Consider the following 13,725-nt stretch of genomic DNA (forward strand, 5'->3'; position numbering starts at 1 on the left):
GAGAAAACAGTGCATATGCCTCATCATCAGAAGCTTTACGAAAAAGAAGCCTCTTCGCTGTCATAACCTTATCTTGAAGTTCCAAGCGTGCCTTTGATCCTCCAGAAGCACGCTGAGCCATAGCGGCCCGAAAACTCGGTATGAAAATTTGAAACGCCATTGGTCGACATTACTGTCCTACGCAGCTTCTAGCGGCAGCCTTTTTGCGGCAAACATCGCACAGCTTTTTACATTCGCTATCCTGGCACGCTATCTTGGTTCTCACGAGTTCGGTTTGTTCGTGACGGTGATGGCCGTTACCAGCATCGCCACCTTCATTTGCGGCCTGGGCGGAGCGGAATGCCTCGTACGTCGCGTGGCGCAAGACCGAGCGATCTATCCGGCAATGCTTGGCCACAATCTCATTTTGATCGCAGTAACAGGCGTTGTCCTCGTCGCTGCCGGAATGGTGATATTGCCGTTCTGGCTGAGTGGCTCTCCAGAATTTACAAACAACCTGTTTGGGCTTTTTCTGCTACTTGTCACCAATATTGTGTTGGTGCGTCTTATCCTGCTGGTCGAGCAAATTTACATTGCGCATACTGACTTCGTATCGGCCAATCTCTCCGTCGTCGGATTTGCCATTGCCCGCACCATTGGCGCGACAATCGCCTGCCTTGTGTTTGGCGTGTCCACTGTTGTCGGATGGGCTTATTGGCAGTTCGGGGTTCATGTGCTGGTCGCCGTGGTTTATGCCTTGTTCCTGCGCAGACTCGGTCGTCCGCAATACACAATCGTGCGCGATGAACTGCGGCTCGGAGTGATGTTCGCATCACAGTTCATCTTCAAGGCGGTCCGCCAGAATGCCGACCTTCTGCTTCTCGGAACATTGGTAACTCCCAGCATTGTTGGCAGCTACGGCGTCACTCGTCGCATCATCGACAGCAGCACATTGACCGTTGAGGCGATGAACCGTCTCGTCTACCCGCATCTGGCCCGCGCCAGCGCAAACGGCATCCATCATGCGCTACCGATTACAATGCGCCTGCTCGGCGCCGCGATTGCAATCGGCATACTCACATCACTGGCCGTCTTTATCATTGCGCCCTATCTGCCCTATCTCTTCGGCAGCGAATACGACACGCTGGTTTCCTTCTGCCGCACGCTTTGCTGGATCACGGTGTTTGTTGCTCTATGGTCGATAGCGGTGGATCTTCTGGGTGCAGCCAGCCAGCACAGCTATCGCACGGCGGTCCTGAACACAGGCAACATTCTTGGTGCACCGCTTCTGGCACTGGCCACCTGGTATGCGCCAATCACAGGAACTTTCGCAGCTATTTACGTAATCGAAATCAGTATTGTGTTGGCATCGTGGGGCTGCGTTATCTACCTCGTTCGCCGGAGTCGTGACGCAGAAGAGAAAAAAGGCGGTTTCAAGCAGGCGGGGGCTTAGATGACGCGCATCTCCACACCAGCAAATGACATCAAGTCGCGACGTGTTCGCGCGATGCATATTGATGATATTCCTGCCGTCCGCACGCTGTTCCAGCGAGTTTTTCGTCCACACTCAAAGTCATGCAACAAGACTTTCGATCAGTATTTTCAGAAGTTCTTTTTTGAAAGCCCCTACTACGACCCTGCAATTGGCAGCGTGGTCCATGAGGACGAGCACGGTGAGATCGATAGCGCGATCTCGGTTCTGCCCATCCCCTATAGGGTCAATGGTCAATCGATCATGGGGCGATTGCTTTGCGCCTTCATGATGAAACCGGAAATGTCGCCACGCGGCGCCGCCGAATTGACACTCACTTTGCGTCCAAGTGAAAAGATACTCAACTTCACCGACAGTGCTGCGCCAGTAAGCCTCAAACATTCCGAAGCAATTGGGGGGATTACACTCGGCACACATGGGCTCGGATGGACACGCATATTCCAGGCTGCCAGCTATGTGGCCAGTTACGTTGCAGAACGGCGTCCGATCCTCGGCGGATGGGCAACAAGCTCAGTAGGCAGAATGCTCAACCCGCTTTTTCCGATTCCTGCGATCACGAGAGCTGCCAAGCCCCGGGCGAATGTGAAGGAAATTGCGCAAGACGAAGCCATATCTCTTGTTCCAGGTTACCTGCAAAGCTATTTGGCACATCCAGCCTGGACAGAAAGCGACATCAACTGGCTGTTCCTGATGGCGTCCGATAATCAGGCTGCCGGTACCTTGCGTTTTTGTGCGATCAACGACCGCACCGGCAGTCCGAGCGGCTTTTTTTGTTACTACGTCCGCTCCAATGGCATTGCAGAAGTTCTGAACATCCTCGCCAAGGCCGGAATGGAAAAACATGCCGTCGATGCGATGCTGCTCCATCTGCAGGATGAAGGGCATGTCGCAGCGCAAGGCCGGGTCGATCCGCGTTATCTCAATGCGCTCTCACAACAGTCGATCATGTTCTTTCGTCTGAAAGCCAACGTTTGTGTAGCCACAGCAAACGCGGATATGCTGAACGCCGTTCAGCGTAATGATATCTTTATTGGCGGGCTCGCTGGCGAAAGCTGGAGCAGGCTGTCGACGGATTTCTATTGAGCTGCAAGCTTCCGTTCCAGCAAGAAGAACGTCGTCGGCCCTGCTTTGCCAGCTCCATTATCCAGCTGGAAGGCAATGGGGCCAGACCCGACAGCTATTTTGTCATGAATCTTCCCATCAAGACCGACTGGCGAGAGTGTCCATGAAACAGTATTTCCTGCCAGTGTCACATCCACCCGGTTACGCAGCAGAGTGACTGGCAACCATCCCCAATCCTCTATGATTTTCTCCGCCTTGTCGCGGAAGCGCATGTCGGTATTGCGGGCATCACTGGCGAAAATTATCAGCAGCTTTTCACTGTCCTTCAATGGCTTCTCATCAATAGCCGAAACAGCAAACAAGCCCCTCTCCTCGGCATTGCCGAGGGATAGCTCACGCAAAGTCAGGCGGTCTTTCAGTTCAGCAAAGGCAATGGCCTCGGTCTTAGGCGTAACGACCTGCATCCGCAGCTTGTTACGGTCGAGCCGGATTTGACCAGTGGCGCTTTCAAACAGGCCTTGCGAGGGACTGGTCGCGTTGTCATCTGCAAGGAGACCCGCCATTTTCAGACGCTGCAACACGTTATCGAGTGATACATTTCGATAATCGACTGCGACTTTTTTTTGTAGGCCTTGCGGCCAAGTCAGTTCTTTCGTGGCAAGACCGATCCCGCCAACAAGTGCCAGCGGTTTCAGTCGCGCCGATTCTCGAAACTCAAGCGATTCACCAAGGCTCGCCTCACCCTGCATCATGAACGGTAGATTGAAATCTGCAGTTTCGATGTCGCCTCGACGAAACAGGAGTGACGCCAGCGTTTCGCCCGCACGCGCGACAGGATCGACGGCAAAAGTGTAGGGAACGATACGTTGGCGGAATGGTGCTGCCTCATCAAATGCAAGCGTTAGCGGCCCCTGCCCATGGCGACAGATACCGTCCCAGCCCTGCAATGCGGCATAGGCCGGAAACACCAAACCCGCTTCATATCGATAGCGGTTCCAGAACAGATGCTCGTACTCGGTCACAAGAAAAGGCCGCCCGAGCCAGCGCCCGACAGCGATTTCGCTGACATAGGAAGCAGCGTCGGCAATCGAACTCGTATGCTTGATTTCCGTTCCTGGGCTGAGGGTTCCGATCCAGTCATGATAGGTATTGGCAACCAACGCTTTCTGGCTCTGTCTTGAAAGAGCCGTCTGGACGGTGAACCAGTTGTTATAGGGGGCGACAAGACCGCGATAGCCAAGACCGCGTAGGCCCTGTTCCATCCGTTGTGCCAGTAAACGTTCACTTTCAACGAGGAAAGCCTGAAAATCCCGAAGCCGTCTCCCGCCGCCGCTACGGCTTTCAGGCAATTGGATGGTTTGTTGCTCCAGATTTTCGTTGGGAGCCAAACCACCCCATGCTCGTGACAAGGCAGCGGTATTCGCATAGCGCTTTTTCAGAAATGCATTGAACGCGGGACGATAGCCGGGCCAAAATGTGGTCCCGTCGTCATGCTCGTGCACAAAGCTTGTGAATTCGATACCATTTTCATTGAACGGAATGATCAGGGCGAGTGCGGGGTCTTCTAGAGGTGTGAGGCCTGTATAAGGATTGATCGTGGCGTAGACTTCTTTCTGGAAGCGCAGCCAGTGATCGAATGCTGCATCGTCCACATAGGTTCGGCGTTTCAGATTGCCTTCAAGTCCCCAACGATCAGTGTCCTTCCCGCCCAAGGCGCCGCTTTCGGAGGTAAGTCCGTCAATGATCCAGTAAATGCCTTCGCGTTTGAGCGCCGCCATCAGGTAACGCATCCGGTCGAGAGCTTCCGGACGAAAATCGAATTCGCGCTCCTGTCCAAGCATCAAGTCGGCATCAACAAAATGAAGTCGAGCTATATTGTAGCCGTGCAGGCGAAGCTGTCGCACATATCGATCAATGAAGGCATGATCTACCACGCCAGATGAGGGTGGCCCCCAGGCAATCGCGGCACACTGCAGCCGCATCGTTTGGTCAGGCTCGTCGGCTTTTGCGAAACGCCCGGCGGCATTTGCGATCAAACGATTTTTCTCTTCAATCGGGATGTTTGTCAGAAACCCCGAAAAATCGAGCGGACTTCCATCGGAAATTTCGAGATTGTTTTCTGTGACCGGAAGCCATTCCTCAGCACCAGCGTTGGACATCGCGAGGCCTATAAGTGAAACGGATATGGCCAGTCGCAGGATTTTCATCAAGGCTCCCTTATAACCTTACTTTCGATCCAGTCGGTTGGTTTGCGGCGCGGCTGAAAAAAGCCAAGCGGTAGTGCAGCTGCATGAAATATCCATGCTACCACCGCGTAGACGCCAAGCTCGATACTACGCGAACGAATGGACATTGCCGCGAACGGGATCGCCGCAATCACGGCTGCCGCCAGAATTGCCAGCGGCCATCCCGGCACGAAAACGAGAGCCGCCAAGATCACCAGCCACCATAGATAAACCGCGCCCCAAAGCCGTAATTCCGGCAGTTCACGGAACAAATTCTTCTGGTGTGCCTGCCCCATTGCAGCACGCAAAACCTCGCCGGTTCCACGCAGATATTTGCTTTTCCACCGGCGAACCAGAAGCTTATAGGCATTCATGGTATAGCCAAAATGCTGCACAAAAGGGCGATCCAGACGATAGAGTTTCCAGCCTTTACTACGCAGCCGAACACCCGCATCAAACTCTTCATGGCCATGAAGATTGCGATCGGAAAAATATCCCGCCTGCTCGATCGCGCTGCGCCTGTAAAGTCCACCGCCATTCATACGGTCGATGTCACCTGTTCGCGCTTCCGGCGAATGCCGCTTCGCACGACGCTGGAACTCCAGGCTTTCCAGAATCTGGTCCACGACATGGCCGGTCACGCCACCGACATCCGGGTGCTTGTCGAGATAATCAAGAGCTGCCGGCAGAAAATCTGGCTCGATTGTCATGTCGCCATCGATCAGGCAGATATAAGGCTGCGTCGAATACTGAAAGCCCAGTTGTGGACCGAGACCGCAGCAGGCCCGCGCGGGAGGCTCGATCTGCACAATCTTGATCGGATAAGACTGTGCTATCTCTATTGTGCGATCCGTGGACCCGCTATCTGCTACGATTACTTCCACTTTTCCGCCAGGCAAAGCCTTCAGAGCGCTCTCTACAGCCTCGGCGATGCGCTTTTCTTCGTTCAAAGTTTTGATGATAATCGAAACAGACATCGTTGACCTATTTGGGAGAAAGCACGCGCCTAGCAATCTATTGGCAGAACCAATCAAGCTAGCATTTCATAGTTTCCTTTGGTTTCAAATCCACTAAACACTTCAACTATAAAATGAGATTCGACCTACTCAAATAATTGAGGTTTCCTAATTTAGGAAATCCTGAAAGACATTTATGCTGACCAAAGATTTTGACATTCGGGTCTATAGCAGCACGGAACAGCTATCCAGCGACTGGCCAGATGCCGATGACAAAACCGGCAGCGCATTTTTTGTGTTCCAGACCAAATCTTTCGTAAGAGCATGGGACGCAACTTACGGGCGCAGACCCGGCACGCAGCTATGTTTGACCGAGGTTCGCCAGCACGACGGCACCCCACTTCTTTTTCTGCCGCTCTCAATCACACGTATTTACGGATCCCGTGTGCTGGGATTCATCGATGACGGTGTGAGCGACTACAACGTGCCTATCGTGTTTCCAGCTGCGGCGAAACTTTCCCCTGACACTACCGCACGCATTCTCGCAGCTGTTATCGCGGCCGCTCCCTCCCATGATGTGATTGCATTCTGCAAAATGCCGGAGCGAGTGGAAGATCTCACAAATCCACTGTGGCAACTGACAAACAAACTTTCTAACGCATCGACACATGCGATTTCTCTGATGCGCCCGATGGATGAGATAGAGCGATCCATACAGAGTATCAGCAATATCAAGAAGCGTGATCGGATGCTTCAGAAGATGGAAGGATGTCGGTTCCTTATAGCGCAAACCCAAGCGGAACGACGATCTGTTCTGCAGGTCATGCTACGCCAGAAACAGCGCCGCTTTGAAGAAACAAAAGTCCCTGGCTTCGATGCGCATCCTGAAAAGCGCCGCTTCTTTGAAGAGGCAACCGAGCAACTAGGCCGTAGACTCATTACGACTGACACCAGATGCGTGCCGCGACGAGTTTGACGGCGGCGAGATAGTTGGCGGGGTCTTTATCGTATCGTGTGGCGATACCCCTGAAGTGTTTGATGCGGTTGAAGAAACGCTCGACGAGGTTGCGCTGGCGATAGAGCCACGCCGAGAAGGCGAACGTGCCCTTGCGGTATGCCTTGGGTGGGATGTTAGCCCAGGCCTTTCGCTCCCTTGCCTTGGCGCGGATGGCGTCGCTGTCGTAGCCCTTGTCGGCCAGAAGAATGTCGCCCTCGCCGAGAGCGTCGATCAGGGCTTCGGCCTCCCTGCAGTCGGCAACCTGCCCAGCCGTCAGGCGCAGGGTTACGGGGCGGCCTTCGGCATCGACGAGAGCATGGATCTTGCTGGTCAGGCCACCACGGGAACGTCCCATGCAGCCATCGTTTCCATCCCCCTTTTTGCCGTGGCTGCGTGCTGGTGGACACGGACACAGGAGGAATCGATCATGACGATGTCGCCGTCATAAGCCTCTGAAACCGCTGCAAGCAGGCGATCCCAGACCCCTGCCTTTCGCCAGCGAACGAAGCGATTGTAACAGGTGGTCGGCGGGCCGTAGCGTTCGGGAACCTCGGCCCACGGCGATCCCGTGCGAAATCGCCACAGGATGCCGTTCAAAACCCGCCGATCATCAACACGTGGCACACCACGAGGCTTGTTCGGCAACAGCGGCGCGATGATCAACCACTCACGATCAGTCAATTCGTAACGGCGACGAGACATCAAAAGCCTCCCTTTCGAGAGGCCTTTGAATCATCAGCTCATTCAAATGCCAAGCAGTTTTATGAGTTTACGGCCTAGCTCAACACAATGGCCTGCATCTTTCAGCGCTTGCCGTTGGGGAAACAATATTGGCCACCATGTGGAGCGTCGTTCGCAATGACCATTACTGTGCGATGATCACAACCTTCGAGGCCGGAACATGGAGCAAATTTTCACCCGGCAAAGTGATAATTCTACGCCTTTTGCACAGGCTGAAAGCAGATGGCTACGCCTGCTTCGATCTTGGCTTTGGCGACGAGGGGTGGAAAATCGGCTTGTGCGACCGGACAATACCCCTGCGCGACTATATTCGCCCCGCCACTCTTCGGGGACGCACCTCACTCATTCTTGCCCGTTCACTGGAATGGATACGTTCAACCTTGCTTTACAAAAAGCTGCGCCCGTTGAAATGGCGGGTGCTGCGCAAGTTTGGTTAGAAAGCCTACACAGTACGTTTCGGCATCCGCACCGTGAAAGTTGATCCTTCGCCCAATTGCGAGCGAACAACCAGACGACCGCGATGGCGCGCAAGGATATGTTTGACGATGGCAAGCCCAAGGCCCGTCCCCTTTTGAGCCCGGCTTGTTTCGACGTCAATCCGATAGAAACGTTCCGTCAGGCGCGGCAAATGCTCAGCTGCAATGCCCGGACCAAAATCCTGAACTGATGTCACCACCTCAGCAGAACTGCCGCTGTTATCTTCGTCCAGTTTTACGATGACGCGCTTGCCTGCCTGCCCGTATTTGCAGGCATTTTCGACGAGGTTCTGGAACACCTGGATAAGCTCGTCACGCGCGCCAGTGACTGTAACGGGATGATCCGGCAGTTGACGCTCGATACGGATATCGAGACCGGCTGCCAAGGGCGTCAGTGTGTCGGCAACGTGATTGAGGATGGACGTCATGTCCACACATTCATTGACCGCCAGATGTGCCCGCATTTCAAGGCGAGACAGGGACAAAAGATCGTCGATCAGGCGCGACATGCGTTCGGCCTGTTTCTGCATGATATCCAGAAAGCGGTCGCGCGCAGCTGCGTCGTTTCGAGCTGGCCCTTGCAGCGTCTCGATGAACCCGCGAAGCGAGGCGAGCGGCGTGCGCAGTTCGTGACTTGCATTCGCAATGAAGTCTGAACGCATACGATCAATGCGACGCGTTTCGCTCTGATCGCGGAACAGCAGGACGAAAAGTTCAGGCCTGCCATCCTTACCCGGCAAGGCCTTGACCATCGCCTTGAACCAGCGATCAATCGGGACGCGTTCGAAATATTCAATACTTCGCGCTTCGCCGTCTGCAATCACGCCTTGAATGAGAGCATGCATTTCCGGCGCTCGAAACCGCAAGTAGAGCGCTGTGCCGGTTTCCAGCGACTGGAACGCCTCCAGAGCCGCAGAATTGTTGAATAGAACGGTTCCGCTATGATCGAAGACGACCATCGGATCGGTCAGAAGATCGGCCAGACGCTCGCCGGACACTCCCGCCATTTCGTTGGGTGCCGCTGTCTTCACCGGCTCTTCGTCTGGCTCGCTGCTCGCAACTTCGCTTGCGAGCCACACAGCGCCGAGTACGACAACGGCCAGGAGGCCAGCTCGAAACCAGAAGGGGAGATCAAGAGCCAGCACGCAGACCGCGAGAACCATGCTGGCAATCAAGACACCCTTGACCCGGAGAAGCGGTTCGAAAATCGACTTCTCCGCCTGTGGTTCTGGATCGGTGCGGTTGCCTGCCTCGCTCATGCTGCTTCCTTCTGCGGTTGGGGCATAGACTTATCCGGAAATGCTCGAACGTCCTTTACGCGGCTTCCAAACAGCCCATATCATGCTTTGATATAAACGAAAGGGAATTGCCGTGGGTGACAGTTCGAAGACAGCTAACAAAAAGAAAGACAAAAAAGACGAAGCGAAGCCGATCGACAAGCCAATCAAGCTGAAAATTGACGGTGTAGCGCGTTCGTTTGACATAAATGATCCGAAACTGCCGAAATGGATCGACGATAATGCGCTGCAGTCAGGTGGATATCCCTACCCATCCAAGATGAAGTCGGACGAATATGAAGAAACGCTGGAGCGGCTTCAGATCGAACTCGTCAAACTTCAATACTGGCTTCAGGATACAGGCGGTCGAGTCATCAGTGTTTTCGAAGGCCGCGACGCGGCTGGTAAAGGCGGGACAATCTTTACTATCCGTGAGTTCATGAACCCCAGAACCGCGCGGAACGTTGCTTTGCCGAAGCCCACCGAAACCGAACAGGGTCAATGGTATTTCCAGCGTTATGTCGCGCATTTTCCAACTGCCGGCGAGTTCGTTACGTTTGACCGATCATGGTACAACCGGGCTGGTGTGGAACGGGTGATGGGTTTTTGTACCCCGGCGCAGCTTGAAACCTTCCTGACTGAAACACCCGATTTCGAGCGCATGATCGTTACGGACGGTATTCATCTCTTCAAATTCTGGCTGGATATCGGTCAGGAAATGCAGCTCAAGCGCTTTCATGAACGTCGCCATAGTCCGCTCAAGAACTGGAAGTTCTCGCCGATGGATGTGGCGGGAATCTCCCGCTGGAATGATTACTCCGACGCACTACACACCATGCTTGAACGGACCGATACAGGTTACGCACCCTGGACGATCATTCGGTCGAATGACAAGCGACGCGCCAGATTAGCTGCAATCCGGCGCATCCTTTTGACGCTGCCCTATGAAGGAAGAGACCTTCAGGCAATTGGAGCCGAGGATCAATCGATCATCGGACGCGGCTCTACATTCCTCACCTCGTCTTCTGCGGAAATGTAGAACAAGCTTGGCTGGTGCGGTGTCTTTTCCCACAGATGAGGCACACGCATCAGCTGCCATAAGGCGCGCCACGCGGAGATTGAAATCAACACCCAGTATACCGGGATTGAAAACAGATAAGCATATCCTCCCAGTTCCGTTGGCTCCATTGTTCTTGCACCCAGAAGATAGAAGCTAAGATAGGCCAGCAGAATATTCGTTACATCAATCCCCAACAGCCAGACGCCATGGGTTGTCAAAGGCCCGAATAACATGCTGGTCAGCAAGATCGCGAACATGGCCAACATGAGCGGATGCAGAAGCGCTGAACTGATTATACCTAGCGTGTAGATCTGATTGACAGAAAACCGGAACCAGCCAAGTTCACGCCATGTGTTGTGCGGCTGGCGTCCATGAACGAGCCATGTCTGCATCCAGCCTTTGAGCCAGCGTGTTCGCTGTTTGCGCCAGATATCATAGTTTACGGGTGCGTCCTCAATCGTTCCGCGCGTGATGACGCCGATGTGATAACCGAACCGGGCGAGCCTCACCCCGAGATCGGCATCCTCCGTGACATTGTAGGCATCCCAGCCGCCAACTTCTTCCAGACAAGATCGCCGAAAATGATTGGAAGTACCGCCGAGAGGAATGACAAGCCCCCGCGAAGCGAGCCAAGGCAACAAACCGCGGAAAAGCGCTGCATATTCAAATGCAAACATTCGTGTCAGCAGGTTGTGGCGGAAGTTCCCGATAATCAGCGGTGCCTGCACACAGGCCAGCTTGTCGCCTTCAGCCTGAAAAGTCTGCCATGCTTCCAGCAGCTGGTCAGGGTGTGGACGGTCTTCAGCATCGAAGACCGCTACAATCTCGCCTCGCGCAAATTGCAATGCATAATTCAGTGCCTTCGGCTTCGTCTTGGGTCCGCCAGACGGCACGAGAACCAATTCGAAATTCAACGGCAGCCGTTCACGGCGTATCGCCGATACTGTATCGAAATCATCCTTCTCGCAAACAAGCTTGATATCGAGTTTGCTGGCGGGCCAATTCAGCCGTTTCAAGCTCGTAATGAGCTGACCGATCACTTCCTGCTCCCGATATAACGGGACCAGGACTGAATAGTTCGGTAAGTCACGCGGATTGCATTTCCTGATTTCGAGAAACTTCAACCGGCGTCCCGAAACAGCCGCGAACAAACGGATCATCACGCATCCGAAGAAGAATACCGACAACGCCACATGAAGCACCAGAAGCGTCATCGTCGGCCAGTTAAACACGCAGGCAAAGAACGCATAGATTGCCATGGCAATGATAAATGCCTGTGGCGTATCCAGAACGCGCGCTGCTGAAAACGACTGCGGCGTCATTTCATGAGCCCGCGCAATCAGATCCTTCTGATGTCGTTGCCGCATGATCTGTTTCAAAAGTGTCGGCGTACAGATCCGAATTCGGCTCTTCAATTGCGGTGTCGCAAGAATATGATCTCGAAGTTTTCGGATACGATTTTCGGACGGAGCAATGTAGAGATAACTATTTCCGTCTGCGCCGAGCACCATAACCTGTCCGACATCGATGAAAGCCGATGGCTTTTCCTCCCCCGATACGAAAATGCGCGACGGTAAAGCCTCGTTTGTGAATTCCAATCCCAGAAGATCAGCGATAGCTGCATAAATGGCCGATTCCGCAACATCTCCTCGCTGAATCAATTCCACACAAAACGATGTTCCATGGTGAGTAGCCGTACTATACGCCCCCAACAACGCATCTCTAGACACGCCACATTGTTCCAATCTGGCTGATATGGCACTGCATATCTCCAGATCGAACGCAATCGATCCATTACTCATAGCACCCCCGCACTACTGAATACCTATATTTACTTATTTTATGCTTTAATAATTCAATTCTTTAATATTTTACCATTTACTTCATTAGGTATTTATTTCGGTAAAATTTGCAATCGGAAGGTAATATACTGAAAATGAATTGCAACCTTTATTTTTATTGAACCTTCGTTGAATATTGCTCGTCACTCGATAACTCAGTTAACGCGAAATTATAGAGAAAAAGGCAAAAGCGGGTCATGAAACGCTACCTTCCAAGACTGCTCGTCGCGTTGGCATTCACGTGTGGCGCCCATGGTGCCTGGGCCTCAGACGCACAGCCAGAGGCTCCATCTTTCATCAACCAGAAAGAACGCCTGCCGTTACCGTCCTTGCAGGCGCTCAATCGGTTGAGGTTCATCACAACCGTTGACTTTCCCCCGTTCAACATGCTTGGCGATCAGGGACAGCTGTCCGGCTACAATGTCGACCTAGCCAAAGCCCTTTGTCGTCAATTGGGTGTTGACGACGTCTGTCAGATTGAAGCTGTGCCGTGGAATGAGCTTGAGGAACGACTGCTTAGCGGACAAGCAGAAGCCATCATAGCCGGATGGAAACCAACCGATGAGAATCGTGGTCAATTTGCTTTCTCGCGGTCCTATATGCGATTGCCTGCGCGATTTGCGACGACCAACGCAGGCGCATTTAATGACGATGCAATTACGGCCACAAAAGGTAAAAGCGTTGGCGTTATTGCGGGATCGGCCCACGAGCAACTGCTAAAAAGCTATTTTCCTCAAGCGGTCGCCAAACCGTACCCTGACGCATCCATCATGCTCGCTGACCTCAAGAGCGGTAAGGTCAGCGCGGTGTTCCACGACGGCATGTCACTTTCAGTGTGGCTGAATAGTCCTGAAGGCCATGCTTGCTGCAGCTTTACAGCCGGCGCTTACCTCGCACCGCAATATCTTGGCTCCGGTCTCAGCATTGCGGTCGCACAGAAGAACGCTCCCCTTGCCAGTGCCTTCAACAATGCTCTTCAGGCCTTGCAGCAGAAAGGCACGCTAACGGAGCTTTATCTGCGCTATTTCCCCAACAGTTTTTATTGAGCCTAACTCAAGACGGATGGATTCGATAAAACTGGGATGCCCTTTGCGTGCCATTTTGACGCAGAGAAGGGCCGTCACTAAACGAATTTTCAGATATTCTTGAAATTTCCGATATAACGATACTTACAGTAAAAAAGTAAAAATATTTCATATCAAATATATAGCTCAACAAAATCGCGTCCGAAGCGTGATAACTATACAACTTGCACCGCGAATTGCGCCGCTTATAGCAGAATAAGATCAATAAATACATGCATTTATTTTGACTTGAACAAATCACCCTCTCATCAATAATCAAGTTGAGGGAGAAGGAGGATTTATACAATGTTCGATGGCGTTCCTGCCCAATGGCACAAGACTCCGGAACAAACAAAGCGCTCGCCCAATGAGGCCGCCTATGTGTTTCTCGGTATCATGCTTGCAGCGCTTAGCGTACCAGCGACTTTTCTGGGCTGGGCAATCGTTCAGAGTATCGCATCGCTGTTTTAGAACACGCACACCCTTTGGTTCGAGGGATATGTCGCAACGAAATGCGAATACAGTCTGATAAGCATGAGCATTAACTGATGTAAA

11 protein-coding genes and 1 pseudogene are annotated in these 13,725 nt (G+C 53.0%); 7 read left to right on the plus strand and 5 right to left on the minus strand.

The window, feature by feature from the left end:
• Nucleotides 1-148 precede the first annotated feature (148 nt).
• Both FG152_RS08805 and FG152_RS08810 read left to right on the plus strand, forming a co-directional pair.
• Nucleotides 149-1,432 carry a lipopolysaccharide biosynthesis protein gene (locus FG152_RS08805; RefSeq protein WP_040129921.1) on the plus strand — a complete coding sequence of 428 codons (1,284 nt, stop codon included), beginning with the start codon at nt 149-151 and terminating at the stop codon, nt 1,430-1,432.
• Nucleotides 1,433-2,554, plus strand: a complete 1,122-nt coding sequence (locus tag FG152_RS08810) for a hypothetical protein (protein ID WP_040129923.1) — start codon at nt 1,433-1,435, stop codon at nt 2,552-2,554.
• Here the strand turns inward: FG152_RS08810 and FG152_RS08815 are convergent.
• Together FG152_RS08815 and FG152_RS08820 are read right to left on the minus strand one after the other, a co-directional pair.
• Nucleotides 2,548-4,740 carry a glycoside hydrolase gene (locus tag FG152_RS08815; protein ID WP_498985945.1) on the minus strand — a complete coding sequence of 731 codons (2,193 nt, stop codon included), beginning with the start codon at nt 4,738-4,740 and terminating at the stop codon, nt 2,548-2,550. The two genes, FG152_RS08810 and FG152_RS08815, sit on opposite strands and share 7 nt — an antisense overlap.
• A complete protein-coding gene (locus FG152_RS08820; RefSeq protein ID WP_010658205.1) occupies nt 4,740-5,735 on the minus strand; it encodes a glycosyltransferase family 2 protein in 996 nt (331 codons plus the stop codon). Before FG152_RS08820 ends, FG152_RS08815 begins: the two co-directional genes overlap by 1 nt.
• A gap of 175 nt (nt 5,736-5,910) precedes the next feature.
• On the opposite strand from FG152_RS08820, the gene FG152_RS08825 reads away from it, so the two are divergent.
• On the plus strand, nt 5,911-6,690 hold the full coding sequence (locus FG152_RS08825) for a GNAT family N-acetyltransferase (protein WP_498985948.1): 780 nt from the start codon (nt 5,911-5,913) through the stop codon (nt 6,688-6,690).
• On the opposite strand, the gene FG152_RS08830 is transcribed toward FG152_RS08825, so the two are convergent.
• A protein-coding gene (locus tag FG152_RS08830) for an IS5 family transposase (RefSeq protein ID WP_498985951.1) occupies nt 6,653-7,413 on the minus strand; the annotation gives its coding sequence in 2 pieces (ribosomal slippage) (nt 6,653-7,098 and nt 7,098-7,413; 762 coding nt in all). The genes FG152_RS08825 and FG152_RS08830 overlap by 38 nt on opposite strands.
• A gap of 86 nt (nt 7,414-7,499) precedes the next feature.
• On the opposite strand from FG152_RS08830, the pseudogene FG152_RS08835 reads away from it, so the two are divergent.
• Nucleotides 7,500-7,889, plus strand: a pseudogene (locus FG152_RS08835) (GNAT family N-acetyltransferase); the annotation flags it as partial.
• Nucleotides 7,890-7,894: 5 nt separating this feature from the next.
• On the opposite strand, the gene FG152_RS08840 reads toward FG152_RS08835, so the two are convergent.
• A complete protein-coding gene (locus tag FG152_RS08840; RefSeq protein ID WP_010658203.1) occupies nt 7,895-9,187 on the minus strand; it encodes an ATP-binding protein in 1,293 nt (430 codons plus the stop codon).
• Nucleotides 9,188-9,299: 112 nt separating this feature from the next.
• Between FG152_RS08840 and ppk2 the strand changes: the two genes are divergently transcribed.
• Nucleotides 9,300-10,244, plus strand: coding sequence for a polyphosphate kinase 2 (ppk2, locus tag FG152_RS08845; RefSeq protein WP_012090693.1), 945 nt, complete (start codon nt 9,300-9,302; stop codon nt 10,242-10,244).
• Here ppk2 and FG152_RS08850 read toward each other — a convergent pair.
• The gene (locus FG152_RS08850; RefSeq protein WP_029375881.1) at nt 10,187-12,067 is read right to left on the minus strand and encodes a glycosyltransferase; all 1,881 of its coding nucleotides are present in this window, start codon (nt 12,065-12,067) and stop codon (nt 10,187-10,189) included. The genes ppk2 and FG152_RS08850 overlap by 58 nt on opposite strands.
• A gap of 236 nt (nt 12,068-12,303) precedes the next feature.
• On the opposite strand from FG152_RS08850, the gene FG152_RS08855 reads away from it, so the two are divergent.
• Nucleotides 12,304-13,152, plus strand: coding sequence for a transporter substrate-binding domain-containing protein (locus FG152_RS08855; RefSeq protein WP_010658200.1), 849 nt, complete (start codon nt 12,304-12,306; stop codon nt 13,150-13,152).
• A 324-nt stretch (nt 13,153-13,476) separates the two neighbouring features.
• Complete coding sequence (locus FG152_RS08860; protein ID WP_006466025.1) at nt 13,477-13,641, plus strand: hypothetical protein; 165 nt, start codon at nt 13,477-13,479, stop codon at nt 13,639-13,641.
• Nucleotides 13,642-13,725 lie beyond the last annotated feature (84 nt).

It is taken from the genome of Ochrobactrum sp. XJ1 (genome assembly GCF_024701725.1).
Taxonomy (GTDB): domain Bacteria; phylum Pseudomonadota; class Alphaproteobacteria; order Rhizobiales; family Rhizobiaceae; genus Brucella; species Brucella anthropi.

Bases quoted from the DNA above. Each gene is read 5' to 3' on its own strand.
- FG152_RS08810 (WP_040129923.1), top strand. From the start codon at position 1,433: ATGACGCGCATCTCCACACCAGCAAATGACATCAAGTCGCGACGTGTT.
- FG152_RS08815 (WP_498985945.1), bottom strand. From the start codon at position 4,740: ATGAAAATCCTGCGACTGGCCATATCCGTTTCACTTATAGGCCTCGCG.
- FG152_RS08820 (WP_010658205.1), bottom strand. From the start codon at position 5,735: ATGTCTGTTTCGATTATCATCAAAACTTTGAACGAAGAAAAGCGCATC.
- FG152_RS08825 (WP_498985948.1), top strand. From the start codon at position 5,911: ATGCTGACCAAAGATTTTGACATTCGGGTCTATAGCAGCACGGAACAG.
- FG152_RS08840 (WP_010658203.1), bottom strand. From the start codon at position 9,187: ATGAGCGAGGCAGGCAACCGCACCGATCCAGAACCACAGGCGGAGAAG.
- FG152_RS08850 (WP_029375881.1), bottom strand. From the start codon at position 12,067: ATGAGTAATGGATCGATTGCGTTCGATCTGGAGATATGCAGTGCCATA.
- FG152_RS08855 (WP_010658200.1), top strand. From the start codon at position 12,304: ATGAAACGCTACCTTCCAAGACTGCTCGTCGCGTTGGCATTCACGTGT.
- FG152_RS08860 (WP_006466025.1), top strand. From the start codon at position 13,477: ATGTTCGATGGCGTTCCTGCCCAATGGCACAAGACTCCGGAACAAACA.